This window comes from Azospirillum sp. B2RO_4 (assembly GCF_051124815.1).
Lineage (GTDB): Bacteria > Pseudomonadota > Alphaproteobacteria > Azospirillales > Azospirillaceae > Azospirillum.
In genome coordinates, this window is the sequence record NZ_CP118486.1 from 204,270 (window position 1) to 230,036 (window position 25,767).

Sequence of the window (25,767 nt, forward strand, 5' to 3'; positions counted from 1 at the left end):
AGGTAACAGGACAATGAACAAACAGACGACGCTGATCATCGTCGCCATGCTGCTGGGCATCGTCACCGGCTATGTCTGCAACAGCCTGTTCGACGCGGCCGCGGCCAAGGAGATCGCCGGCTATTTCGCGATGGTGACGGACATCTTCCTGCGCCTGATCAAGATGATCATCGCGCCGCTGATCTTCGCCACCCTGGTCGCCGGCATGGCCGGCATGGGCGACGCCCGCACCGTCGGCCGCATCGGCGGCAAGGCGGTCGGCTGGTTCCTGATGGCGTCCTTCGCGTCGCTGTTCATCGGGCTGATCTTCGCCAACCTGCTGCAGCCGGGCGCCAATGTCGGCGTGCCGCTGCCCGATGCCGGGGCCAGCGCCGGTCTGAAGACCTCCGCCCTGAACCTGAAGGATTTCCTGACCCACCTGTTCCCGCGCAACTTCTTCGAAGCGATGGCGAACAACGAGATCCTGCAGATCCTGATCTTCTCGGTCTTCGTCGGCCTCGCCATCGGCCAGCTGCGCGACACCAAGGCCGGCCTGCTCGCCCGCTCGATCGAAGAGGTCGTGCCGGTGATGCTGAAGGTCACCGACTATGTCATGCGCTTCGCCCCCATCGGCGTCTTCGCCGCCGTCGCCAACGTGGTGACCACGCAGGGCCTCGGCGTGCTGGCCGTCTACGGCAAGTTCATGGGCAGCTTCTATCTGACGCTGGCGGTCCTGTGGGCGACGCTGATCTTCGCCGGCTTCGTCGTGCTGAGGGGCGACGTGTTCCGCGTGGTCAAGGCGATGCGCCAGCCGATGCTGCTGGGCTTCTCCACCGCGTCCAGCGAATCCGCCTATCCCCGCGTGATGGAGGAGCTGAAGACGCTGGGCGTTGGTGAGCGGGTGATCGGCTTCGTCCTGCCGCTCGGCTATTCCTTCAACCTCGACGGCTCGATGATCTACACGACCTTCGCGTCGCTGTTCATCGCCCAGGCCTATGGCGTGCCCCTGACGCTGGAGCAGCAGATCGTCATGCTGCTGGTGCTGATGGTGTCGAGCAAGGGCATCGCCGGCGTACCGCGCTCCTCGCTTGTGGTGGTCGCCGCCGTGCTGCCGATGTTCCACCTGCCGGAGGCCGGCGTGCTGCTGATCATGGGCATCGACCATTTCCTCGACATGGGCCGCACCGCCACCAACGTGTTGGGCAACGGCATCGCCACCACCGTCGTCGCCAAGTGGGAGAACGCGCTGGGCGGCGAGGATGAAGCGGCCGAGGAAGCCGGCGGCGCCCTGCCCGCCCCGGCCGCTGCCGAGTGACGGGCCGGTAACCCGACGGACCAGTCCGGAAGACGGGCGGGCCATGGGACAGGGGCTTCTGCTATGATGCGGCAGCCCCTTTCCCTGCCCGCCTTTTTCATGCCTTTAGCCAGACGCCTCCGCACCATCGGTCTTCTGCTGCCGGCGCTCGCCGGTCTGGCCCTGCTTGCCGGCATCGTCGGCTTCCGCGTCAGCGAGGGTATGGGGCTGGCCGCCCTGCAGGAGACCGGGCATCACCGGCTCGACCTCTATGCCGGGAGCCTGGAGCGGGAGATCGACAAATACGCCTATTTCCCGGCCACGCTGGGGCTGGAGCGCGACGTCCTCGACCTCGTCTCCGGCCGCGCCCCGCTGGCCTGGGGACTGAACCGTTATCTTGAACGCCTGAACGAGCGGGCCGGTACGCTGTCGATCTATGTGCTGAACCGCCAGGGCCGGGTGCTGGCCGCCAGCAACTGGAACCGCCCCGACAGCTTCATCGGCGAGGATCTGTCCTACCGCCCCTATTTCGTCGAGGCCGCCGCCGGCCGCCAGGGCCGCTTCTTCGGCGTCGGCACCACGCGGGGGGAAGCCGGCTATTACCTGTCCGCCCCTTTGTCGGAGGATGGCGCCATCGTCGGCGTCGCGGTGGTGAAGGTCAGCCTGGAGCAGTTGGAACAGGGCTGGTCGACGGTGGAGGCGCCGGTCCTTGTCACCGACGAGAACGGCGTGGTGATCCTCGCCTCCGTCCCCTCCTGGAAATTCACCACCCTTCGGCCGATGGACGAGCCGACCCGCCGCCATTTCGACCAGACCCTGCAATACAACGCCCGCCCACTGCCGCCGCTGGGCCTGACGCCGGTCAGCCGGATCGCCGAGGATGCCGAGCTTGTTCGCCTCCCCCGCCCGGCCGGGGGGCAACTGGAGGAAACCGTCTTCCCGGTATCCGGCGGCTTCCTGGCCCAGACCGCCCCCTTGCACGGCACCGGCTGGACGATCACCGTGCTGTCGCCGGTGGCGCAGGTGACCGGCATGGCCTGGACGCGCGCCGCCCTTGCCGCGGTCGGCAGCGCTTTCCTCGGCATCCTGCTGCTGATGTGGGTGCAGCGCCGCCGTCACCTGCGCGACCTCGAACGCAAGGTGGAGGAGCGCACCCGCAACCTGCGCGCCGCCCAGGAGGAGCTTGTCCATGCCGGCAAGCTGGCGGTGATCGGCCAGCTCTCCGCCGGTCTGGCGCATGAGCTGAACCAGCCGCTGGCGGCGCTGCGCACCCTGTCCGGCAACAGCGTCAAGTTCCTCCAGCGCGGCAATCTCGACGCCGCGCAGGGCAATCTGGAGCGCATCGCCAATCTGGTGGACGCCATGGGCGCCCTGACCAGCCAGCTGAAATCCTTCGCCCGCAAATCCTCCGGCGCCCCCCGCCCGGTGGCGGTGCGGCGGCCCATCGACAACGCGCTGTTCCTGCTGGATCAGCGGCTGCGGCGCTCCGGCGTCGCCGTGCAGCTCGACGTGCCGGAGGATGTTGTCGCGCTCTGCGATCCCAACCGGCTGGAGCAGGTGCTGGTCAATCTGGTCGCCAATGGGCTGGACGCGCTGGCCGGGCGCGAGGACGGCAGGCTGACGCTCGCCGCCCGGACGGAGGATGGCCGGGTTAGCATCGCCGTGGCCGACAACGGCCCCGGCCTGTCCGCCGACGTGCTGCCCCGCCTGTTCGAGCCCTTCTTCACCACCAAGGAGGCGGCGAAGGACGGGGCAAAAGAGGGCGGCGGCGGGCTTGGCTTGGGGCTTGCCATCTCGGCCGGGATCGTGCGTGACTTCGGCGGCGCCCTGACCGGGGCGAATGGTCCGGAGGGCGGAGCGGTGTTCACCATCGACCTGCCCGCCGCCGCGCTGCCCACCGACCCGACCGCCGTCCAGGCCAGAGACCTCATATGTCCGACGCTGCCGCCAACGCCCTGAAGGTTCTCCCCCTGAAAGTTTTGATCGTCGAGGACGACCCGAATGTCAACCTCGGCTGCCAGCAGGCTTTGGAACTGGAAGACATCCCGACCCAGGCGGTCGACAGCGCGGAGAAGGCCCGCCGGCTGGTGGCCGACGGCTTTCCCGGCGTCATCGTCACCGACATCCGCCTGCCGGGCATGGACGGGATGGCGCTGCTGGCCGAACTGCTGGCAAGCGACCCCGACCTGCCGGTGGTGCTGATGACCGGCCATGGCGACGTGGCGATGGCGGTGCAGGCGATGAAGCTCGGCGCCCACGACTTCATCGAGAAGCCCTTCTCACCCGACTATCTGGTCGAGGTGGTGCGCCGCGCCCTGGACAAGCGCCGCCTGACGCTGGAAGTGCGCGACCTGCGCGCCCGCCTGCAGAATCGCGACAGCATCGAGGCGCGGCTGGTCGGCGGATCGCCGCAGATGGAGCGGGTGCGCCGGCTGATCGGCGAACTCGCCAACTCCGCCGCCGACGTGCTGATCCATGGCGAAACCGGCTCCGGCAAAGAGCTGGCCGCCCGCTGCCTGCACGACGCCGGCCCGCGCCGAAGCGGCAACTTCGTCGCCATCAACTGCGGCGGCCTGCCGGAAAGCCTGATCGACAGCGAAATCTTCGGCCACGAGGCCGGCGCCTTCACCGGGGCCGGCAAGCGCCGCATCGGCAAGGTGGAGCATGCCAACGGCGGCACCCTGTTCCTCGACGAGATCGAGAGCATGCCGATGCCGGTGCAGATCAAGTTCCTGCGCGTGCTTCAGGAGCGTACGCTGGAGCGGCTGGGCTCCAACACCCCTGTCCACGTCGATTGCCGGGTGATCGCCGCGACCAAGGTGGATTTGCGCGAGTTGGCCGACCGTGGGCAGTTCCGTGCCGATCTCTATTACCGCCTGAACGTCGCCAACTTGCCCCTGCCGCCGCTGCGCGACCGGCGCGAGGACATCCCGCTGCTGTTCGAACAGTTCACCCTGCAGGCCGCCGCCCGCCACGGCCGCCCTGTCCCGCCGCCGGATGCCGAGCGCATGCGCCGCCTGATGGCTTACGACTGGCCGGGCAACGTGCGCGAGCTGCACAATGTCGCCGACCGCTGCGTGCTCGGCATCGAACAGGGCTTCCCCCCCTTCGCCAGCGCCCACCCCGCCGCCGGCCGGCCCTTGGCCGAGACGGTGGAAGCCTTCGAGCGCGCGCTCATCGCCGACACCCTGCGCCGCACCAACCACAGCCTCGCCCGCGCCGCGGAGGAACTGCAGATCGCCAAGACCACGCTGCACGACAAGATCAGGAAATACGGGCTGTCGTAACGTTGGCGCTCAGGCGGCGCAACGTCACACGGGAGACGTGCGAAGCTCCGGCGGTAAGGATTCAATTGCCCATGCGGGCAAATTCAAAGCCAGTTTGGTCGTCCGGTCCATTTCGCGCTTCAGCAGCAGGCGCCGTTGTCCGCTGGAATTGTCGAAGATCCACGTGCGGTGTGCAATGGCAACCGCATCAACCAAAGCCGCCATGCTACGCCCATAGCGACGCATAATAGCTTCCTTCGGCACGTCATGGCCTCCCAGGAGAACGCGCGTCCGCACGCGCGCTGCGGAAATCGCAACATTGCCGATGCCGACGAAGATGAGATTGACCTTATAGCCGGCTTCCCGCGCCCGTCGCATCAAGGCCAACTCGCTCTTGCCGGTAAGCGTCGTTTCCATCGCGAAGGTTTCATGCCGGCGCAGGTGTTCTTCGCGAAGCTCCAATGCGACGCGGCCGGCCCGCATGTGGGCCACCAAGCTGTTCACATCATCCGGATCGAGATCTCGTGCAATGTCATCGGCATTCACGAACGGAAGCCGTCCGATGATAAAGCGACGGGCGATGGTCGACTTGCCGGCGCCGTTTGGACCGGCAAGCACCCAAATCTGCGACCGGATCATTCCACGAGCAGCGAAACCAGAATTTCGTCACCGGTCGAGAAGTCGACCAGTTCTTTCCGCCCTTGCGGATATTCCTTGATGACGCAGCCGGGCGGCGTGTCGTCCCGGGTGTAGTAGACCGGCACACCGGCACGGAGTACCCGTCGCATTTCCGTCCCGTCATCCTGCTCCAGCTGGGATTCGAAATGACGTTCCTGTTCGGGTGTCATCCTGTCCAGCGTACCGGGGGTCAGATCCATCGGTTGCCCATCCAATCGAGTCCTTCATCGATAATGAACAGTAGGACCGTTGCGGCAGGATGACAAATCACAATCCGAGAAGGCTGAGCCCTGCCGTCGGCTGAGATAGCGCGACGATCACCCCCGCAGCGCAGCTTCGATCCCGGCGGCGATGCCCAGCAGGCTGCGGTCGCTGCCGCGCCGCCCCATCGCCATCAGCCCGACCGGCAACACGTCGGCGGGAACCGGAAGGGAAATGGCCGGCAGGTCGAACAGGTTGGCGACGCGGGTGTTGCGCAGCAGCGCCAGATTGACGCGGTGGAAGGCCGCATCCTCCAGCACTTCCGATATGGCGGGCGCGGTCATCGGCACGGTCGGCAGCAGCAGGACCAAATGGCGGGTCAGCCGCTCGTCCATCAGCCGGATCAGGTCGGCCCGGCGTCGCTGCATCCGGACATAGTCGGCGGCGGGCGCCTTGGCGCCGGCCTCGATCCGCGCGCGGGTCTTCGGATCGATGCCGTCGAGCGCCGCGATGCCGAGTTCGGCCAGCGTCGCCGCCAGTTCGATGGCGGTGAAGACGCCGATGCGGTCCAACTCCGCCAGCGATTCCAATTCCGCCTCGATGGATCCCTCCACGATATGCGCCCCGGCCGCGCGCAGCCGGTCCAGCGCCGCCTCGAACGCTGCGGCGACGACGGGCTCGACGCCGTCGAACAGCCGGCCGCGCGGCACCAGGAAGGATTGCCCGGCGACCGGCAGCGCCGCCAACGGAGCCGGATCGCAGTCGGAAAGCACGCTGTCCAGCAAGGCCGCATCGGCGACGGTGGCGGCAATCGGCCCGATGACGTCCAGCGTCGGCGACAGCGGGAACGCCCCCTCGGACGGCAGGCGCCCGGCGGACGGCTTGAAGCCGACGGCGCCGCACAAAGCCGCCGGGATGCGCAGCGATCCGCCGGTGTCGCTGCCCAGCGCGATCTCCGCCATGCCGTCCACGACCGAGATCACCGCCCCCGACGACGACCCGCCGGGCACCCGCGAGCGGTCACGGGGATTGCCGGGATTGCCGTAATGGGGATTGGTGCCGACCGCGGAGAAGGCGAATTCCGTCATGTGGGTGCGGCCGACGATCACAGCGCCGGCCGCGCGCAGCCGCGCCACCGCACGGGCATCGCGCCCGGCAACCGGTTGCCCACGCAGGATGGCGGACCCGGCCGCCGTGGTCTCGCCCGCCACGTCGAACAGCGCCTTCACCGAGACGATCCGCCCGTCGAGCGGCCCCAGCCGTCTGCCGCCCGCGGCACGCCGGTCGCTGGCCATGGCGGCGGCGCGTGCCTCTTCGGCATAGACCCCCGTGAAGACCAGGGAGCCCTGCCGCTCCGGTTCGGCGATCCTGGCGAGCGCCGCCTCAACCCTGTCGGCGGCGGAGGCGAGGGAGGCGGACGGCACGGTCATGGCAGGCTCCTGACGTATCATAGAACGGGGCGCGCAAACGCATGTGCCACATCGCCGCCGGCTTGGCGATAGCGATGATGCGAACCGGCCCCGCCCCGCCGATCACACCCGCATGCCGGCCGATGCCCTCAGCGAGTCCTGGATCTCGCCCGCCAGCTGGTCGGCGATCGGCCCGACGATCACCTGGACCGAGTTGGCCGACGGCTTCACAACGCCGCGCGCACCGATCCGCTTCAATTCCGCCTCGTCGACGCGGCCGGCATCGGCGACGCTCAGGCGCAGGCGGGTGGTGCAGGCCTCCACCGAGCGCAGGTTGCCGGCACCGCCCAGCGCGGCGACATAGGCGCCGGCCCGGTCGCTGCTGACCGCCTCCGGCGCGGCAGCGGGACGGACGCCCTCGGCGGCCGGAGCCTGACCGGCCGGAATGGCGATGTCGTCACGGCCCAGCGTCTTCAGGTCGAAGCGCTGGATGACGAAGCGGAACAGCCCGTAATAGACGGCGAAGTACACCGCACCAACCGGCAGAAGCAGGATCGGGTTGGTCGCCTTGCCGTAATTCAGCACATAGTCGAACAGGCCGGCCGAGAATCCGAAGCCCAGCTTCACGTTCAGCACGTCCATCAGCACCATCGACAGGCCGGTCAGCACGGCATGGACGGCGAACAGCACCGGCGCCAGGAACATGAAGGCGAATTCCACCGGCTCCGTCACGCCGGTCAGGAAGGCGGTCAGCGCCATCGACAGCAGCACGCCGCCGACCGCCGCCCGGTTCTCCGGCTTGGCGGTGTGGTACATGGCGAGGCAGGCGGCCGGCAGGCCGAACATCATCACCGGGAAGAAGCCGGCCATGAAGGCGCCGGCCGTCGGATCGCCCTTGAAGAAGCGGTTCAGGTCGCCGGTGACACCCTGGTAATCGCCCAGCAGGAACCAGGCGATGTTGTTGATGATGTGGTGCAGGCCGGTGATGATCAGGATGCGGTTCAGCACGCCGTAGAGGAACAGGCCGACCTCGCCCAGCCCCAGCACGCCGGTGGTCAGCGCGGTCAGCCCGGAATCGACGATGGGCCAGCCATAGCCGAAGACCAGCGCGATCCCCAGCGCCGCCAGACCGGTGACGATGGGCACGAAGCGCCGCCCGCCGAAGAAGGCGAGATAGTCCGGCAGCTTGATGTCCTTGTACTTGTTGTAGAGCTGGCCGGCGATGATGCCGATCAGGATGCCGACCGGAATGCTGATGCGGCTGGACATCTTCGCCACCAGCTCCGGCGCGACGCCGCTCAGCACCACCGCACCCTTCACCGCGACGAAATAACCGACCGCGCCGGCCAGACCGGCGGCGCCATGGTTCTCCCGCGCGAAGCCGATGGCAATGCCGACGGCGAACAGGACGCCCAGGTTGGAGAAGACGGCGTCGCCCGCCGCGGCGATGAAGGCGATGTTCAGCAGGTCGGGTTGGCCGATGCGCAGCAGCAGCCCGGCGATGGGCAGCACGGCGATCGGCAGCATCAGCGCCCGCCCCAGCCTCTGGACGCCCGAGAAACGGTCGCCCGGCAAACGATCAGCAGACATTCGGACGTCTCCCAGTGAAACGGGCGCCGGCCTCACTGTGCCGGACCCGTCATGTTGGTCGTTATCAGGTGGTCGGTTTGGCCCGCTCCATCGCCCGGCGCAGGTTGCCGCCGGTCTCGGTTAGCAGGCGGTCGATGTCAGCCCCGTCCAGACCGGCCAGCCCCAGCACGGCGCGGCGCACGTCGCCATGCCGTTCCAGCGCCACCCCGGCCGCCATTTCTTCGACGCCGGCGATGCGGGCGACCATGGCGGTGCAGCGGCGGCGGAGCTTGGCGTTCTCCGGCCGGACATTGATCATCAGGTTGTCGTAGACATTGCCGAGCGCCGTCATGACGCCGGTCGAAAACAAATTCAGCACCACCTTCTGCGCGGTGCCGGCGCCAAGCCGGGTGGAGCCGGCGATCACCTCCGCTCCCGTGGCGGTCAGCACCGGATGCTCCACCGCCGCCAGCAGGGGGGAGCCGGCGCTGCTGGCAATGCCCATGGTCAGCGCCCCCGCCTCCCGCGCGGCGTGCAGCACGCCGACGGTGTAGGCGCTGGCCCCGCTGGCCGACAGCCCGACGACCACGTCGGCGGCGGAGATTCCCGCCCGGCCGGCATCGGCCCGCCCCGCCCCCTCGTCATCCTCCGCCGCCCCGGCCAGCCCGCGCGACAGGTCGAGCCCACCGGCAATCAGCAGCACCAGCCGCGCCGAAGGCCAATCGAAGGTCGGCCCCAGATCCAGCCCGTCGAGCGCCGCCACCATCGCCGACGATCCCGCCCCGGCATAGACCAGCCGCCCGTTCCCACCCGACAGCCGCCCGGCCGCGGCCTCCACGGCGGCGGCGACCATCGGCAGTGCCGGAACGCAGGCGGCCAGCGCCCGCGTCTGTCCTTCCCAAAGGGCCGTCATCAGTTCGGCGGCCGGCCACACGTCCAGCCGGCTGTACCGGTTCGCCGCATCCTCGGTGCCGCTTGCCATTCCCCGGCTCCGCTGTCGCTCCGGCGCAATACCCGGAGGTTGGTGGTATTAGATTGGACTGTATGTGCAGAATACCAAAATCCGGACATTCTGCAATCCGAAACTGGTCACAATCGTGCGCGGCAGCGCCGGCTGCCGTCCGGGCCTGTTGCCCAAAGGCCTTTCAGTGGTATCATCCCGGTCCCGGAGCACTGGAGTGGTTGCCGATGTCCACCGCCGCCCCCGCGGCCCCGTTCGACCCTGCCGCCCTGTCGGATGCGCTGCCCCTGCCGCTCTATCTGCAGCTGGCGCGGCATCTGCGGGCGCTGATCGTCGAAGGCCGGCTGACCGACCAGGACGCCCTTCCCGGCGAGCGGGAACTGGCGGAAGTGTTCGGCGTGTCGCGCGTCACCGTGCGCAAGGCCCTGCGCGAACTGATCGCGGAGGGGCTGCTGCGCCAGCGCCAGGGTGCCGGCACCTTCATCAACCGCAGCCCCCATGTCGAACAGCGCCTGTCCGCCCTGACCAGCTTCACCGAGGACATCGGCGGGCGCGGCCTGAAGCCCGATTCACGCTGGCTCGGCCGCTCCGTCGCCACCGCGACGCCGGAGGAGGCGATGGCGCTGGGGCTGCGGCCGGGGGCGGAGGTGGTGCGGCTGCACCGGCTGCGGCTGGCCGACGGCACACCGCTCGCCATCGAACTCAGCGCCCTGCCGACCAGCGTCCTGCCCGACCCCGATCTGGTGCAGGGGTCCCTGTATGAGACCCTGCGCGCACGCGGCCATCCGCCCTTCCGGGCGCTGCAACGCTTGTCTGCCATTCGCCTGCCGACGGATCAGGCGACGCTTCTGGGGGTTCCGGACGGCGCTCCCGCCCTCTACATTGAGCGCCGCACCTTCCTGGAGAACGGAACCCCCCTGGAGTTCGTCCGTTCCCACTACCGCGGCGACGCCTATGACTTCGTCGTGGAGCTGTCGCTGGTCTGATCCCTCCGGACCAATCCTTCCCGTAAAGAAATATCCGACGAGAGCGCGCAATGAAGCCTGCCCTTGATACCCCGTTCCGTGTCCGCGCCATCCTGTTTGACATGGACGGCACCCTGATCGACACCAAGGGTCCCGTGGAGCGCTCCTGGCGCAGCTGGGCCGCCCGGCACGACCTGGATCCCGACGCCATCCTCGCCGCCTGCCACGGCGTCCGCAGCATCGAGACCGTCCGCCGCTTCGCCCCCGCCGGCGCCGACATCGAGGAAGAAGTCCGGCTGGTGGAGGAGTGCTACACCAACGACACCGAAGGCGTGCGCGCCGTCCCCGGCGCGCTGGAGATTCTGCAGTCCTTGCCGCGCCACCGCTGGGCGGTGGTGACCTCCGCCCCGCAGGACATGGCGCGGAAGCGCATCGCCCAGGCCGGCCTGCCCCTGCCCGACCTGCTGATCGGCGCCGACATGGTCACCCACGGCAAGCCCCACCCCGAAGGCTACCGCACCGCCGCCGAGAAGCTGGGCTTCGACCCGCGCGACACCGTGGTGTTCGAGGACGCCCCGGCGGGCCTGGAGGCCGGCCATGCCGCCGGCGCCCTGGTCATCGCGCTGACCACGACACTGCCGGCGCACGAACTGGACGGCAACCTGTGCCTGCCCGACCTGACGGCGCTGCGGGTGCGGGTGGAGGAGGATGGGCTGGAAATCGTGGCGGTGGGGGGCTGAGAAGGGGCGGCGCCCCTCTTACAAGGCGATCCGGGTGGAGATCGCGTCGTATGGCGCGGTCAGCCCGGTGCCGTCCTCCTCGCGATCGACAAGGCCGGCGGCGACCAGCGCCTCGACATCCTCATGCACGCGGCGATAATCCCGGCCCACAGACTTGGCAAGCGCATTGATGCTGGCGGCCGGCGTCCGGTGGAGATGCCGAAGCAACTCCAACCGCTTCGGAGTCAGCGCGCGGGCCAGCGTCTCGAAGCTGTCGAAGGACAGGTGGCGCTCGTTCACCGTCTCTCCGCGCTCGGCGCGGTGCCATGCATCCGCAAAACGGCCGGCGAAGTCCTCGGCGCTGTCGCCGACATGGATCTGTAGGTCGCTCATACCTCGCCTCCTGCTGCCCTGACATCGGCCAGAAAGTCCCTGATCAGCTGCTCCGGCGAGGTGAAGGAATAGGGTTCCTCGCGCAGACCGTAATGCCGATGGTCGCCCTTGCCCCGCTCATTGTCGTAGCCGACCACCCGCTCGGCAAGGCTGAACAGCTTTCCACAAAATCTCCTGATGTGCTTCTCTCGACCGTCATTCCCGCGAAGGCGGGAATCCAGCCACTTCCGAGGCTTAGATGCGGAGCTTCCTGGTTCCCCGCCTTCGCGGGGATGACGGCCGATAAGCTACCCTGTACACTCATGACCGATATTTTCCTGCCTCACTCGGCCCCCCACCACTCCCCCTCCACCCAAGTCCCCTTCACCGTCAAATCCGCCCGCAGCAGCACCAGATCCGCCCGCCAGCCCGGCGCGATCCGCCCGCGCTCGCCGGCCATCCCCAGGAACTCCGCCGGATAGAGCGACGCCATGCGCAGCGACTCCTCCAGCGGCAGGCCGATCAGCGACCCGGCGTTGCGCACCGCCGTCGCCATGTCGAGATCCGCCCCGGCCAGCGTCCCATCGGCCAGCACCAGCCGGCCGTCGCGCCGATAGATCGTCCGCCCGTTCAGCTCGAAGCGATCCGCATCGGTTCCCGTCGGCGGCATCGCGTCGGTTACCAGCATCATCCGCCCGCGCGGCCGGGCCGCCAAAGCCGCCCGCATCATCAGCGGGTGGACGTGATGCCCGTCGGCGATCAGCCCGCACCAGGGCCGCCCGTCGCCGAGCGCCGCCCCGGCCGGACCGGGCTGGCGGTTGGCGATGCCGGGCATCGCATTGTAAAGATGCGTCACCCCGCGCACCCCGAGGTCGAAGGCCTCCACCACCCGCTCGGCGCTCGCCATCGTGTGGCCGACCGACAGGATCACCCCGGCCGCCATCAGCCGCGACAGCGCCGCATCCTCCACGCATTCCGGCGCCAGCGTCAGCAGGACGCGCCCGCCCGGCATCCGCGCCGGCAGCCCGCCGATGAAGTCCAGGTCGCCCTCGTCCGGCGCGCGGACGAAGCGCGGGTCATGCGCGCCGACCCGCTGCGGGCTGATGAACGGCCCTTCGAAATGGATGCCCAGCACGCCGCTTCCCGGCTGCGCCACCGCTTTCACCGCGGCCTCGGCGGCGGCACGGTGGCGGTCGGGGGTGTCGGTGATGATGGTCGGCAGCAGCCCGGTGGTGCCGAAGCGCCGGTGCGCCGCGGCGATGGCCAGCGCGCCCTCCGCCGTCGGCTGTTCGTTGAACAGCACGCCGCCGCCGCCATTGACCTGAATGTCGAGGAAGCCGGGGGCCAGCAGGTCGCCCGCCTCCAGCGCCACCGTCCGCTCGACCTCCGGCGGGGTGCGGCCGGGGGCGACGATGTCGAGGATGCGGCCATCGCCGACCAGCAGACTGCGGCCGTCGAGGATGGTCTCGCCCGTGAAAATCCGGGCGCCGGTCAGGAGCTGTCGCATCAGACGGTCTTCGTCACTTTGGCAAGGTTGGGCGGGCTGTCGGGGTCGATGCCGCGGGCCAGCGCCAGTTCATAGACCGCGCCGTAGAAGCTCTGCAACGCCGCCAAAGGTGCCGCCTCCGGCCCGATCCCCGGCAGGCTGGGCAGCACCGTGGTGCCGAGAAGCCCGGCTTCGGTGGCGGCGACGGCGGCGCCCAGCCCGACGATGCGCTCGACCACCGCGCGGGTGTGGGGTTCCGCCGCATCGGCCTGGGTCAGGGCCAGCACCGGGAATCCGGGACCGACCAGCGCCAGCGGACCATGCACGACCTCCGCCGCGCTGAAGGCCTCGGCATGCAGGCGGCAGGTCTCCTTGAACTTCAACGCCATCTCCAGCGCCGCGCCGAAGCCGACTCCGCGCCCCAGCACATAGAGGTTCTGCGCGGTGGCGAGCGGCATCAGCGCCGGTGTCCAGTCCAGCGCCTTCGCCGCCTCCAGCGTGTCGGGCAGGGCCGCCAACGTCGCCTTCAACGCCGGATCGTCCTGCCAATGCGCCACCAGCTGCAGGTAGGCAGCCAGCGAGGCGATGCAGGATTTGGTCGCGGCGACGCTGCGCTCCGGCCCGGCCGCCAGCGGCAGGAAATGGTCGCACATTCCGGCCAGCGGCGAATCCTCCGCATTGACGAAGCCGACCACCAGCGCGCCGCCCGCCTTCGCCGCCTCCACCAGCCGCAGCAGGTCCGGGCTGCGCCCCGACTGGGAGACGGCGACGAACAGCGCCCCCTCCAGGCTCAGACGCCCGCCATAGACCGAGGCTATGGACGGCCCGATGGAGGCCACCGCCCGGCCGATCCGCGTCTCGATCAGGTATTTGCCGTAGGCCGAGGCATGGTCGGAACTGCCGCGGGCGCAGGTGACGACGAAGCGCGGCGGCTCGCGACGCAGGCGCGCGCCCAATTCGGCGAAGCCGGCACCGCAGCGCGCGATCTGCCGAGCCACCGCGACGGGTGCCTCCGCCGCCTCCGCCGCCATCAGGGGAGCGGGGCGGGAGGGCTTGAAATCTGGATTGGCCGGATCGGTCATGGCGGCGCTCGCGATTGACTGGTATAGATACCAATGTAAGACCTTCTTGCGCCGGAGGCCAGCGTCCATTGGTGGAATCGCATCACGACGACAACCGCAATGCGGAAAAGAAAAGCGGCGCGATCCGGATAAGATCGCGCCGCATGATAAAACCACTCAGATACCAGACAGCTGGTCCGCTATTCCGCGGCGCGCCGCCCGCCCGGCAGCATGCCGGTCATCGCGCCGGCCAGCGCCTCGGCGTCGTTGCCGACGATCAGGTCGATGCCGTTGGCGCCCAGCCCCATCACCGCGCGCACGCCGGCCCGCTTCAGCGCCTCGGCATTCGTCTTGCCGGCGTCGCTCAGCTCGACCCGCAGGCGGGTGGTGGCGAAGGCGGCCAGCGTCTTGATGTTGCCGGCCCCGCCCAGCGCCTCGGCGATGCGGGTGGCGCGCTCGGTCGGCACCGGCGTCGCGGCCGATGCGGCGACCGGTTGCGCCGCGACCGGCGCCTGAACGGCCGGGCCGTCGGCTTCCGAACCGGCGGAGTGCAGATACTCCTGCATCTCGGTCTTCAGATTCTCCGACAGGGTGCCGAACACCGCCTGCACGCTGTCGCGCACCCGCAGCACGCCCGACGCGCCCATGCCGCGCAGCTTGCCCTCGTCGACGCGCCCCGGATCCTTCACCACCACGCGCAGGCGGGTGATGCAGGCGTCCAGATTGCTGATGTTGCCCCGCCCGCCGAAGGCCAGCACGAGGTCGCGCGCCCGCTCGCTGCCGGTGGCGGTGCTGGCGCCGTTCTCCGTCGCATCTTCACGGCCCGGGGTCTTCAGGTTCAGCGCCTGGATGGTGTAGCGGAACACGACGTAATAGATCGCCGCATAGACCGGCCCCAGGATCAGCACCAGCCACCATTTCTGAGAATAGGGGCTGAGCACGTTGAACAGCACGAAGTCGATGCCGCCCTGGGAGAAGGTGAAGCCCATATGGGCGCCCAGCGAGTTCATGATGAACTGCGAGGTCGCCGCCAGCACCGCATGGATCAGGTAGAGAACCGGCGCCAGGAACAGGAAGCTGAACTCGATCGGCTCGGTGATGCCGGTCAGGAAGGAGGTCAGCGCGGCGGAGATCATGATGCCGCCGACGCGCACCCGGTTCTCCGGCTTGGCGGCATGCCACATTGCAATGGCTGCGGCCGGCAGGCCGAACATCTTGAACAGGAAGGCGCCGGACAGGATGCCGGCGGTGGGGTCGCCGGCGAAATAGCGGTTGATGTCGCCATGGACGATCTGGCCGGCGGCGGTCTGATAGGAGCCGATCTCGAAGAAGAAGGGCACGTTCCAGATATGGTGCAGGCCGAAGGGGATCAGCAGCCGTTCGACGAAGCCGTAGATGGTCGCGGCCATCCGCGGGTCGTTCACCGCCGCCCAGCGCGAGAAGCTGTTGATGCCCTCCTGCACCGGCGGCCACACCACCGACAGCACGATGCCCAGCACGATGGCGGCCAGCGCGGTGATGATCGGCACGAACCGCTTGCCGGCGAAGAATCCGAGATAGGCCGGCAGCGTGATCTTGTAGAAGCGGTTGAACATCGCCGCCGCCAGACCGCCGGCCAGGATGCCGCCGAACACGCCGGTTTCCATCGACTTGATGCCCATGATGGTCTTCGGCTCCATGCCCCAGACCCCGGTCATCACGCCCAGCGTGGCGAGCATCACGACATAGCCGATGGTGGCGGCGATGGCCGACACGCCGTCATTCTCGGTGTAGCCCAACGCCACGCCGATGGCGAAGATCAGCGGCAGGTTGCCGAAGATCACGTCGCCCGAATTCTTCATCAGCGCCGACAACAGGGGCGGCATCCATTCGAAGTTCGCCGCACCGATGCCCAGCAGCAGGCCGGCGACGGGAAGGACCGCCACCGGCAACATCAGCGACTTGCCGATTTTCTGTAGAAACGCAAAGGGGTTCAATGCCATGGCGGCTCTCCCGCAAATTGTCCGGCGGCGGCGACATCGTTTGCTCAGGACGGAATTACAACCTGACCCATGCTCTGGTTTCACGACATAGGCGACATAGTGAATCGGGCAAGCTTGCGGCTTATCCCCGATGCGTCGGCTGGGGCGCGGATTGGCCGCAGGCTTCCGCCTTTTCCGGACAGGATCTTTCGATAACATATAATCGGAATTGCGCTTGGGCTATGCGGCGTCTGCGCACAGATGGCGTCCAACAGGAGACGCCCGCCATGGGACACCCGCCCCGGTCGAAGCGAGAAGAAAAGAGGACCGAACCATCATGACCTCGATCACGCTTGCAGCCCCGCTGGCCGGATGGGCCATGCCGCTGACCGAAGTGCCCGACCCCGCCTTCGCCCAGGGGCTGGTCGGAACCGGCATGGCCATCGACCCGACGGTGAACGAGCTGCGCAGCCCCTGCGACGGCACCGTGCTGTCGGTCCACCGCGCGCGCCACGCCTGCACCGTCCGCACCGCCGGCGGGGCGGAGGTTCTGCTGCATCTGGGCGTCGACACCGTCGGCCTGAACGGCGAGGGCTTCACCGCCCATGTCCAGGACGGGCAATCGGTAAAGACCGGCGACCGCCTGATCAGCTTCGACATGGATCTGGTGGGCAGCAGGGCGCAGAGTCTCGTCAGCATGATGGTCGTGGTCAATGACGGCTACACCGTCGACGGCCAGTCGGTGAACCGCGAGATCGCCGCCGGCGACCCGGCGATGACCGTCCATGGCGGCAGCGGCGCCGATGCCGCGCCCACCCCGGCTGCCGAAGCTGCCGCCGAATCGGGCGAGACGGCGGAGCGCACCGTGCCCCTGCGCATCGCCCACGGCCTGCATGCCCGCCCCGCCGCCGCCCTGGTCGCCGCGGCCAAGGCGCATCCCGGCACCGTCACCATCCTCTGCCGTGACCGCAGCGCCAACGCCAAGAGCGTCGTTGCGCTGATGGGACTCGGCACCGTGCTGGGCGACCGGCTGACCATCCGCGCGACCGGCCCCGGTGCGCAGGGCGTGGTGGAGAGCATCGCCGGCCTGATCGACAGCGGCCTTGGCGATCCCGTCGTCGAAGGCGCCGCGACTCCGGCCGCTTCAACATCCGCCGTAACCCCGGTCCAGCCGGCTGCCGAGGAAGACATCGGCCCGCCCTTCGCTTCCGGCGAGGAGGCGCTGCTGAAGGGCACCATCGCCGTGCCGGGTCAGGCCGTCGGCACCGCCGTCCGCCGTTTCCGCCGCAGCGTGCGCGTGGCCGAACAGGGCGCCGGCGCGCAGATCGAGGAACCGCGGCTGCGGCAGGCGCTCGACCGCGTGGTCGCCGGCCTGACCCAGTCGGCGCAGCGCATGCCGGACCATGCCGCCATCTTCCAGGCCCACCGCGAGCTTCTGGACGACCCCGAACTGCTGGACGCCGCCCTCGCCGACATCCGTGCCGGCAAGAGCGCGGAATGGGCGTGGCAGCGCACGGCGCGGGTGCAGGCCGACGCGCTGGCCGCTCTCGCCGATCCGCGCATGGCCGAACGCGCCGCCGACCTGCGCGATCTCGAACAGCAGGTGCTGACCGCCCTGTCCGGCAAGGAGCCGTCGGTCGGTCTGGCGGACCTGCCGGCCGGCAGCATCGTGCTGGCCGACGAGATCCTCCCCTCCGACCTCGCCGGGGTTCCGGCCGGGCGGCTGGCCGGCATCGGCATGGCGCATGGCGGCCCGACCTCCCACGCCGTCATCCTGGCGGCGGCGCTCGGCGTGCCGACCGTGGTGGCGCTGGGCCGGCAGGCGGAGCGGGTGCCGGACGGCGCCCCCGTGGTGCTTGACGGCAACCGCGGCGAGCTGCTGGTCTTCCCGCCGGAGGACATGCTGGCGACCACCCGCACCGCCGTCGCCGCCCGCGCGGCCCGGCGCGAGGAAAACCGTCGCACCTCCCGCGAGGACTGCCGCATGGCCGACGGCACGCGGATCGAGGTGTTCGCCAATCTCGGCCGGGTCAGCGACGCCCCGGGCGCCGTGGTGGAGGGGGCGGAGGGCTGCGGCCTGCTGCGCACCGAATTCCTGTTCCTGGAACGCCAGTCCGCCCCGACCGAGGATGAGCAGTACCAGCAGTACCAGCAGATCGCCGACGCGCTGGAAGGCCGGCCGCTGGTGATCCGCACGCTGGACGTCGGCGGCGACAAGCCGCTGTCCTACCTGCCGCTGCCGAAGGAGGAGAACCCGGTGCTGGGACTGCGCGGCGTCCGCGTCGGCCTGCGCGAGCCGGAGCTTCTGCGCGCCCAGATCCGCGCCATCCTGCTGGTCAAACCGGCCGGCATCTGCCGCATCATGGTGCCGATGATCGCCTCGCCGTCCGAACTTCAGGCGGTGCGGACGATGGTGGACGAGGAGCGGGCCAAGCTCGGCCGTGCCGAGCCGATCGAACTGGGCGCGATGATCGAGGTGCCGGCCGCCGCCCTGATCGCCGACCGCATCGGCGCGGTGGCGGATTTCCTGTCGATCGGCACCAACGACCTGACCCAGTATGTGCTGGCGATGGACCGGGGCAACCCGCATGTGGCGGCCCAGCTCGACGCACTGCATCCGGGCGTGCTGCGGCTGATCCGCCTTGCGGTGATGGGGGCGAAGACGCACGAGCGGGTGGTGGCGGTGTGCGGCGGTTCCGCCTCCGACCCGATGGCGGCACCGCTGCTGATCGGGCTCGGCGTGACGGAGCTTTCGGCCACCCCGGCGGTCATCGCCGACCTGAAGGCCTTCATCCGCACCCTGCGCATGGAGGATTGCCGCCGCGTCGCCGAAGCCGCGCTGGGCACCGACAGCGCCGACGAAGTCCGCCGTCTGGTCGCGGAGGCGTGGCCGGGGCTTTGAACGATCGATTACCGCGTCACATCCGCCCGACGCTCAGCATCACCGCCGCCTGCCGCCCGCCATGCCAGCGGGCGGCGGCCCGCGCGGCGGCCCGCATCGCGGCGATGCCGATCAGCGACGTGGCGGCGAACAGTCCCGGCTCCAGATCGCCACGCACCAGCAGCGCCGCTCCCAGCCCGACGATCAGCACCCTATAGACCGTCTCACAGAAGCCCAACCCGGCAAGGAATCCGTCGGTGCAGCCGAAACTGTCCGCACCGGCCAGCCGGGTGAGCGGCGATTGCCCGCCGATGGCGCTAGCCGGCCCGGTGGCGCCAACGGCGATCGTCGCCGCCAACGCCGTGATCCCCGCCAACGCCATCGCCCCCATCAGCGGGTTCAACAGTGCCAGCACCGCCAGATGGACCGGCGCCCATGCCGCTTCCGGCAGCCACAGCCGCTCCAGCCATCCCGCCGACACGCCGGGCACAACACCGGTAGGCACCAGCCGCGCCAGTTCGCGCGATTGGCCGAAGTCCAACAGCGCATGCAGGGCGAACAGCCCCAGCGCGATGGCGACCAGCAGAAGCAGACCGCCGTCGCCGGCCCCCGTCCACAGGGCGTCCTGCAGCGGCCGGGCATAGAGCGCGGTGCCGGCCACCAGCAGGTTCGCCGCCGCCCCGAACAGGATGCTGCGGATCAAGGCCGACCGGCTGGCGGCCACGTGACGGGCGATGGACGACGCCATGTCGGACGCTCGCGTTCGAAAGGGAAGGACCGAAGACGGGTTCCGATTTTTATGCGCACCGACAGGATTCGGAGCGTCCCGGCGGGCGGGCTGGTCAATCGACGACAGGCTCATGCGGGCACCGGCCGGATGGCCGCTCCTGACCTTGGGGAAAGCGAGGGCGGACCTTGTCGGTCCTCGTGAAACTGCGCGGCAACGGCGGCGGCCGCATGCCCGGCATAATGCGTGGGAAAATTTCCCACATCAAGCGAAAAGGTGATTCCCTTTCGACACCGCCGCGCTATTGTCACATCGGCCATGGAGGGCCACAGAGACCGCCCCAACCGCCGGAGTGTCAGGCGCGTGCCCACCCGCAGCCCCCAGCCGGACCGCCCCAAGGAGGCAGGCATCACCGGGACGGCACCGCCGCCGGCGCTGCTGTCGGCGGTGCGCCGGCTGCTGGTTCCGTTGGCACGGACGCTGATCGGCTTCGGCATCTCCTGGCCGATGCTGGCTACCCTGCTGAAATCGGTCTATGTCCAGGTGGCGGAGCGTGATTTTGCGCTGCCCGGAAAGCCGATGACCGACAGCCGCATCACCCTGCTGACCGGCGTCCACCGCAAGGACGTCAGCCAGATCCGCACCGCGCCGCCGGCCGCGGAAGCCGCCGCGGCAGCGGCGCCGTCGCTGGGATCGCAGGTGCTGAGCCGCTGGCTGACCGATCCCGCCTTCCTCGACGCCGCCGGCCATCCTCATCCCCTGCCCCGCCCCCTGCCCCGCGCTTCCGCTTCGGACGGCGAGCCCAGCTTCGAGACGCTGGTGACCGGCATCAGCAAGGACATCCGCCCGCGCGCCCTTCTGGACGAGCTGCTGCATGCCGGGCTGGTGACGGAGCGGCCCGACGGCCTGCTCCACCTTGTCGAGGCGGCGCATGTGCCGCGCGGCGACATGGACAAGCTCGCCTATTATTACGGCCGCAACCTTGCCGACCATCTGGCGGCGTCTGGCCGCAATCTGGCAGGCGGCTCCCCGCCGTTCCTGGAGCGGGCGCTGGCCTATGACCGGCTCAGCCCCGACTCCATCGCCGCCTTGCGCCGCGAAGCCGAACGGCTGGGCATGGCGATGCTGGTGGAGCTGAACCGCATGGCGGCGGATCTCGCCGACGGCGATGCCGGCCGCGAGGACGCAAGCCACCGTTTCACCGCCGGCCTCTATCTCTATGACGAGGACGAGGCGCCCGTTCCCGCGCCGCAAGAGGCCGGCCCCGGCGGAAGGGCAGGCGCATCGTGACCCGCAAGCCCCTCGCCCGAACCCTGCTGCTGACGCTGCTGCTGGCCGCCGGCTGTGGTCCCACTCGTGATGATGGGCTGGCCGATCGCGGCATCGGCGGCACCGGGGTGTCGGTCGCCGACCGCGGCATCGGTGGCACGGGAATCGTCGGCACCGTCACCGCCTTCGGCAGCGTCTGGGTCAACGGGCTGCGGGTCGAACTGCCGCCGACCACCGCCGTGCGGATCGAAGGCCGGCCGGGGCAGCCCGGCGATGTCCGCATCGGCCAGACCGTCGCCATGACCGCCGTCCCCGGCGGGCCGACCGGCCTGACTGCCCGGACGCTGGAGGTGCGCTTCGCCGTCGCCGGCCCGGTGGAACGGGCGGCGGCCGGCGGCGCGCTGGTGCTGGGACAGCGCATCGACCTCGCCGAGGCCGAGGGCACCACCGCGCTGACACCCGGACGTTGGGTCGCCGTCTCCGGCCTGCGCCGGCCCGACGGCGTGATCGACGCCAGCCGTGTCGATCCCTGGGAACCGGCGCGCGGCTGGCTTCTGCGCGGCCGGCTCGAGGCCGTCACGCCGAAGACGCTGACCGTCGCCGGCCTGACGCTGTCCCACAGCCGGGGGCTAGACGGCGCCTTGCCGGAGGTCGGCGCCATGGTGCGCGTCACCGGCGCCAGCGCCGAAAATGCGGATGGCAGTGCGGCGCTGACGGTGGAACCCGATCCCTTCAACCCCTTCGGCGCCACGGTCGGTGCCCTGTCGGTCGAAACCTATGTGGATGGCTCCGGCCAGACCATCGCGCCGGGCGGACCACGCATTGACCGGGCAGACGGCCTTTCCGCGCCGGCACGGGTGGTGATCGACAGCGTGGTCACCTCCGGCGGCGGGATCGGCGGCGGGCGGGCCTTCGGCGCTCCGCACTTGGGCGGCCGCTCTCTGCCCGGCACCGATCCCGCCGCCCGCGCCGCCGGTCTGGGCGCGGGCATGCGGCCCGAAGGCATGCGCTCCGAAGGGATGCCGGGACCGGATGCGCCGGGCATGGAGGGGCCGGGCATGGAGGGACCGGGCAGGGAGGGACCGGATGGTCCGGTCGACGGCATGCGCTCCCGTCCCGGAGCAGCGCCGCCCCCCGGCCCCATTGGCGGCCCCCCCGGTTCGGGCGGTGCGTTCGGCGGTCCCGACCGGGGACCGGGAGGTGCGCCGCACAGCGGCCCCCATGGAGGATTCGGCGGTGGCTTTGGGGTCGGGCCGGGCGGTGGTCCCGATGGAGGTCCGGGCGGTGGCTTCGGCGGCAGGAGCGGGCATTTCTGATGCGTGCGCAGATGCTCTGCACCGTCAACATAAAGCTGCACTTCCGTCGGATCACTCCATTCGCTTCATTTTTATTTTAAAATCCACCGAAATACTTTCGCCTCCGTTGTGCGGCAATTTGATCCATGCTTCGAATTTGCCTGCAAACTCAAACCACACAGATTTAGCATATTAATATATCAACGCCGGAGAAATGCCGCCGCGGATCAGCCACCGCGGATCAGGCCGACCACTGTCGATGCCGTTGGAACGGTGCGACACCTTCCGCCACGGCTCCAACTCTCCGCACACACAGGAATCGACCATGATCACGCTCCTCTCGCGGCTGTCGATCCGCGCCACCCTTGGACTTGTCGTCGCCGCGCTGGGCCTGCTGCTGATCGCCACCAGCAGTTACACGCTGGTCGACGTCGTGGACCGCACCCATAACGCCCACCGCGTCGCCACCCTCAGCGAGACCAGCCGCGACCTGCTGCGCACGCTGCTGGCGATCCGTCTGGAGCGCGGTCTGGTCGGCCCGGCGCTGGGGGCGGAGGAGCCGGCGGGCGACGCCGAACTGCGCGACATCGCCGCCAACCGCGCGGTGGCGGAGGCGGGCTATGCAGCCATCGCCGCCAAGCTCGCCACTGTCGACCTGCCCGGCCTGCCGTCCGCGGCCGAAAAGTTGCGCGCCGCTCACGACACGCTTGCCGCCCTGCGTCGGCAGGTCGACGGCGCGCTGCGCCAGCGCAATGCCGCGCGCGATTCGGCGGTGGCGGCGGCCTGGGCGACGGCGCCCGTGGCCTATCTCGACGCGCTGACCGCCGCCACCGACCTGCTCGACGGCTCGCTGAAGCTGGCCGATCCGGTGGTCGACCATCTGCTGGGCATGAAGCGCGCCGCCTGGAACACCCGCCTGAACGCCGGCGGCATGGCGTTGCGCATCCAGACCGCCGTCGCCACCGGCCAGCCCTGGACGCCGGCCGACGCGCAGGCGGTGGCGGAGGCCGTCGGCCGCACCGTGCAGGCCTGGGCCCTCGTCAAGGAGTCGGCGTCCCGCCCCGACACGCCGGACAGCATCCGCGAGGCGATCGGAAAGGCCGAAGTGAATTTCGAAGGCCCGCTGGTCGACCAGCGCAAGGCGGTGCTCGCCGCTCTAGCCGAGGGCCGTCCTTCCCCGGTTGAGATCGGCACGCTGCGCCGGCAGGATACCGCCAGCCAGGGCTACATCGTCGATGCCGCGCTGGCCGCGGTGGACAGGATGGTCGTCCGCTCCGAATCGCAGGCCGCGCGCGCGACCCGCGACGCCATCATCGCCGGCCTGCTGGTGCTGGCCGCCGTGCTGCTGACCGTTGCCGGCCTGATCGTCGCCAAGCGCCGGGTCAGCGACCCGATCCGCTCGATGACGGAGGCGATGCGCCGTCTGGCCGACCGCGACATGGCGGTGGCGATCCCCGGCCTTGGCCGCGCCGACGAGATCGGCGGCATGGCGGCGACCGTCACCGTCTTCCGCGACAGCATGATCACCGCCGACCGTCTGGCGGCCGAGCAGGCCCGCGACCAGGCCGCCAAGGAGGCGCGGGCCGCCCGGCTGGAAGCGCTGATGCGCGATTTCGACGCCAAGGCGATGCACATCGTGGAGACCGTCGCATCGGCCGCGACCGAGATGCAGGGCACCGCCGGCGCCATGTCCACCACCGCGACCCAGGCGAGCGCGCAGGCGACCGCCGTCGCCGCGGCTTCCGAACAGGCGTCGGCCAATGTGCAGACGGTGGCATCTGCGACGGAGGAACTGTCGGCCTCCATCCTGGAGATCGGCCGTCAGATCGCCGCGTCCACCCGCATTTCGGGCGAGGCAGTGACCCAGGCCGAACGGACCAACAGCACCATGCGGATGCTGGTGGAGGCGGCCGACCAGATCGGCCATGTGGTGGAGATGATCAACACCATCGCGGCGCAAACCAATCTGCTGGCGCTGAACGCCACCATCGAAGCCGCGCGTGCGGGTGAGGCCGGAAAGGGCTTCGCCGTCGTGGCGGGCGAGGTGAAGGCGCTGGCCAGCCAGACCGCCCGCGCCACCGACGAGATCCAGGCCAAGGTGAAGGAGATCCAGCAGGCCACCGGCGGCGCCCAGGACGCCATCGCCGGCATCGGCCAGACCATCGGCCGTATCAGCGAGATCACCACCACCATCGCCGCCGCCATCGAGGAGCAGGGCGCGGCCACCCGCGACATCGCCGGCAATGTGACGGAGGCGGCGCGCGGCACCACCGAGGTCTCCTCCACCATCGTCGGCGTCAACCGGGCGGTGCTGGAAACCGGCTCCGCCGCGTCGGACGTGCTGGACGCCGCCAGCAGCCTCGCGCGCGAGGCCGAGACCCTGCGCGGCGAGGTGACCAGCTTCATCACCGCCGTTCGCGCGGCGTGACGCCCGCACCTGCAAGCCCAACTCTGGCCAGCATGGTTTCCTGCACCGCCATCACCGCCGCCCCGATCACCCCGGCGCTCTCGACCTCCGGCACATACTGGATGTCGAGATGCCGGGTGGAGAGGGCGAGCGAGCGCTGATAGACGCTCTGCCGGATCGAGGCCAGCAGCAGCGGCCCGATCCGCGCGACGCCGCCGCCGATGAAGATGTGCGAAGGGTTGAAGAAATTGACCACCGCCGCCAGCATCCGGCCGATATGGCCGCCGGCCTGCTGGACGATGGCATTGGCCGCCGCGTCGCCCGCCCGGCTGGCATTGCCGAGATCGACGGTGGTCAGCGTGCCGTTGCGCTCCAGCACCTCCATCAGCCGCGGGCTATCCCCGGCGCGTGCCGCGTCTTCCGCCATGCGGGCGATGGCCGGGCCGGCCGCCATCGCCTCGACGCAGCCGGCATTGCCGCAATGGCAGACCGGTCCGTGGGGATCGACGCAGATATGCCCGACGTCCCCCGCCGAACCGTCCCGTCCGCGATAGACCATGCCGTGGCAGATGATGCCGCAGCCGATGCCGGTGCCGATCTTGATGACCAGGAAGTTCTGAAGCTGTCCGCGCAGGCGCCAATGGGTGCCCAGCGCCATGATGTTCACGTCGTTGTCGACGAAGACCGGCGCGGCATACTCCTCCGCCAGACACTCCCTGATTGAAAACGTTTCCCACCCCGGCAGCAGCGGCGGGTTGACCAGCATGCCGCTGCCGAAGGCGACCGGTCCCGGCACGCCGACGCCAATGCCCAGCACCCGTGCCGGCCCGATCCCCAGACGTTCCCGCGCCTCGCGCAGCAGGTCGCGCACCCGCCCGAACACCGCTTCCGGGCCGTCGCGCACGTCCGCCTCCTCCGACCGGTGATCCAGCACCGTCATGTCTGGGGCGAGCAGCGCCACGTCGATGCTGGTTGCGCCTATGTCGATCCCGGCCAGCACCCCCATCCGGTGGCTCAGCCGCAGCACCTCCGGCCGCCGGCCGCCCGAAGACGGCTGCACCCCGCCCTCCTCGATCAGTTCGCGGCCGATCAGGCTGGAAATGGCGAGGTTGGCCTTGCTCTTGGAGAAGTCGACCGACGCCGCCAGTTCGCCGCGCGACAGCCCGCCCGCCCAGAACAGCCGCTCCAGCAGGGCGCGCTCGCCGTCCGACAGACGTTGCCAGTCAACCATTGAGGCGTGCCTTTCTGAGTCTTGCGGGGTTAGACC

At 69.7% G+C, this 25,767-nt stretch carries 21 protein-coding genes; 9 read left to right on the forward strand and 12 right to left on the reverse strand.

Features of this window, described 5'->3' with window-relative positions; all coding sequences use genetic code 11:
• Positions 1-13 precede the first annotated feature (13 nt).
• The 3 genes from PWS46_RS14960 to PWS46_RS14970 all read left to right on the forward strand — a co-directional run bounded on the left by PWS46_RS14960 (position 14) and on the right by PWS46_RS14970 (position 4,560).
• Positions 14-1,294 carry a dicarboxylate/amino acid:cation symporter gene (locus tag PWS46_RS14960; protein ID WP_434621591.1) on the forward strand — a complete coding sequence of 427 codons (1,281 nt, stop codon included), beginning with the start codon at positions 14-16 and terminating at the stop codon, positions 1,292-1,294.
• Positions 1,295-1,393: 99 nt separating this feature from the next.
• Positions 1,394-3,232 carry a sensor histidine kinase gene (locus tag PWS46_RS14965; RefSeq protein WP_434621594.1) on the forward strand — a complete coding sequence of 613 codons (1,839 nt, stop codon included), beginning with the start codon at positions 1,394-1,396 and terminating at the stop codon, positions 3,230-3,232.
• Positions 3,205-4,560 carry a sigma-54-dependent transcriptional regulator gene (locus tag PWS46_RS14970; RefSeq protein ID WP_434621597.1) on the forward strand — a complete coding sequence of 452 codons (1,356 nt, stop codon included), beginning with the start codon at positions 3,205-3,207 and terminating at the stop codon, positions 4,558-4,560. Before PWS46_RS14965 ends, PWS46_RS14970 begins: the two co-directional genes overlap by 28 nt.
• 24 nt (positions 4,561-4,584) lie before the next feature.
• On the opposite strand, the gene PWS46_RS14975 is transcribed toward PWS46_RS14970, so the two are convergent.
• From PWS46_RS14975 to PWS46_RS14995, 5 genes are all read right to left on the reverse strand, one after another.
• Complete coding sequence (locus tag PWS46_RS14975) at positions 4,585-5,178, reverse strand: AAA family ATPase (RefSeq protein WP_434621600.1); 594 nt, start codon at positions 5,176-5,178, stop codon at positions 4,585-4,587.
• Positions 5,175-5,417, reverse strand: coding sequence for a hypothetical protein (locus PWS46_RS14980; protein WP_434621603.1), 243 nt, complete (start codon positions 5,415-5,417; stop codon positions 5,175-5,177). Before PWS46_RS14980 ends, PWS46_RS14975 begins: the two co-directional genes overlap by 4 nt.
• A 117-nt stretch (positions 5,418-5,534) precedes the next feature.
• Positions 5,535-6,848 carry an amidase gene (locus tag PWS46_RS14985; RefSeq protein WP_434621606.1) on the reverse strand — a complete coding sequence of 438 codons (1,314 nt, stop codon included), beginning with the start codon at positions 6,846-6,848 and terminating at the stop codon, positions 5,535-5,537.
• Between the two features lie 102 nt (positions 6,849-6,950).
• Entirely contained in the window at positions 6,951-8,417 is a 1,467-nt protein-coding gene (nagE, locus tag PWS46_RS14990; RefSeq protein ID WP_434621609.1) for an N-acetylglucosamine-specific PTS transporter subunit IIBC, read from the reverse strand.
• 64 nt (positions 8,418-8,481) lie between these two features.
• A complete protein-coding gene (locus PWS46_RS14995; protein ID WP_434621612.1) occupies positions 8,482-9,378 on the reverse strand; it encodes an N-acetylmuramic acid 6-phosphate etherase in 897 nt (298 codons plus the stop codon).
• Positions 9,379-9,584: 206 nt separating this feature from the next.
• Between PWS46_RS14995 and PWS46_RS15000 the strand changes: the two genes are divergently transcribed.
• On the forward strand, positions 9,585-10,343 hold the full coding sequence (locus PWS46_RS15000) for a GntR family transcriptional regulator (RefSeq protein WP_434621615.1): 759 nt from the start codon (positions 9,585-9,587) through the stop codon (positions 10,341-10,343).
• A 50-nt stretch (positions 10,344-10,393) separates the two neighbouring features.
• Complete coding sequence (locus PWS46_RS15005; protein ID WP_434621618.1) at positions 10,394-11,062, forward strand: HAD family hydrolase; 669 nt, start codon at positions 10,394-10,396, stop codon at positions 11,060-11,062.
• A gap of 18 nt (positions 11,063-11,080) precedes the next feature.
• On the opposite strand, the gene PWS46_RS15010 is transcribed toward PWS46_RS15005, so the two are convergent.
• From PWS46_RS15010 to ptsG, 5 genes are all read right to left on the reverse strand, one after another.
• The gene (locus PWS46_RS15010) at positions 11,081-11,434 is read right to left on the reverse strand and encodes a hypothetical protein (protein WP_434621621.1); all 354 of its coding nucleotides are present in this window, start codon (positions 11,432-11,434) and stop codon (positions 11,081-11,083) included.
• Positions 11,431-11,571: a toxin-antitoxin system TumE family protein gene (locus PWS46_RS15015; protein WP_434621624.1), complete on the reverse strand. Its 141-nt coding sequence runs from the start codon at positions 11,569-11,571 to the stop codon at positions 11,431-11,433. The genes PWS46_RS15010 and PWS46_RS15015 overlap by 4 nt, the downstream gene beginning before the upstream one ends.
• Before the next feature lie 185 nt (positions 11,572-11,756).
• The gene (nagA, locus tag PWS46_RS15020) at positions 11,757-12,920 is read right to left on the reverse strand and encodes an N-acetylglucosamine-6-phosphate deacetylase (protein ID WP_434621627.1); all 1,164 of its coding nucleotides are present in this window, start codon (positions 12,918-12,920) and stop codon (positions 11,757-11,759) included.
• Positions 12,920-13,981: an SIS domain-containing protein gene (locus PWS46_RS15025; protein ID WP_434621630.1), complete on the reverse strand. Its 1,062-nt coding sequence runs from the start codon at positions 13,979-13,981 to the stop codon at positions 12,920-12,922. The genes nagA and PWS46_RS15025 overlap by 1 nt, the downstream gene beginning before the upstream one ends.
• Positions 13,982-14,160: 179 nt before the next feature.
• The gene (gene ptsG / locus PWS46_RS15030) at positions 14,161-15,942 is read right to left on the reverse strand and encodes a PTS glucose transporter subunit IIBC (RefSeq protein WP_434621633.1); all 1,782 of its coding nucleotides are present in this window, start codon (positions 15,940-15,942) and stop codon (positions 14,161-14,163) included.
• Between the two features lie 316 nt (positions 15,943-16,258).
• Here ptsG and ptsP point away from each other — a divergent pair, with 316 nt between their 5' ends.
• A complete protein-coding gene (ptsP, locus tag PWS46_RS15035) occupies positions 16,259-18,823 on the forward strand; it encodes a phosphoenolpyruvate--protein phosphotransferase (protein ID WP_434621636.1) in 2,565 nt (854 codons plus the stop codon).
• A 16-nt stretch (positions 18,824-18,839) separates the two neighbouring features.
• Here the strand turns inward: ptsP and PWS46_RS15040 are convergent, their stop codons facing one another.
• Positions 18,840-19,550 (reverse strand): hypothetical protein, encoded by a 711-nt coding sequence (locus PWS46_RS15040; RefSeq protein ID WP_434621639.1) that lies wholly within the window; start codon positions 19,548-19,550, stop codon positions 18,840-18,842.
• A 342-nt stretch (positions 19,551-19,892) separates the two neighbouring features.
• Here PWS46_RS15040 and PWS46_RS15045 point away from each other — a divergent pair, with 342 nt between their 5' ends.
• The 3 genes from PWS46_RS15045 to PWS46_RS15055 all read left to right on the forward strand — a co-directional run bounded on the left by PWS46_RS15045 (position 19,893) and on the right by PWS46_RS15055 (position 24,521).
• Positions 19,893-20,819 carry a DUF6502 family protein gene (locus PWS46_RS15045; protein WP_434621641.1) on the forward strand — a complete coding sequence of 309 codons (927 nt, stop codon included), beginning with the start codon at positions 19,893-19,895 and terminating at the stop codon, positions 20,817-20,819.
• Positions 20,816-22,114 carry a DUF5666 domain-containing protein gene (locus tag PWS46_RS15050; protein ID WP_434621644.1) on the forward strand — a complete coding sequence of 433 codons (1,299 nt, stop codon included), beginning with the start codon at positions 20,816-20,818 and terminating at the stop codon, positions 22,112-22,114. Before PWS46_RS15045 ends, PWS46_RS15050 begins: the two co-directional genes overlap by 4 nt.
• Before the next feature lie 304 nt (positions 22,115-22,418).
• Entirely contained in the window at positions 22,419-24,521 is a 2,103-nt protein-coding gene (locus PWS46_RS15055) for a methyl-accepting chemotaxis protein (protein ID WP_434621647.1), read from the forward strand.
• Here the strand turns inward: PWS46_RS15055 and PWS46_RS15060 are convergent.
• Positions 24,499-25,731: an ROK family protein gene (locus PWS46_RS15060; protein WP_434621650.1), complete on the reverse strand. Its 1,233-nt coding sequence runs from the start codon at positions 25,729-25,731 to the stop codon at positions 24,499-24,501. The two genes, PWS46_RS15055 and PWS46_RS15060, sit on opposite strands and share 23 nt — an antisense overlap.
• Between the last annotated feature and the right edge of the window lie 36 nt (positions 25,732-25,767).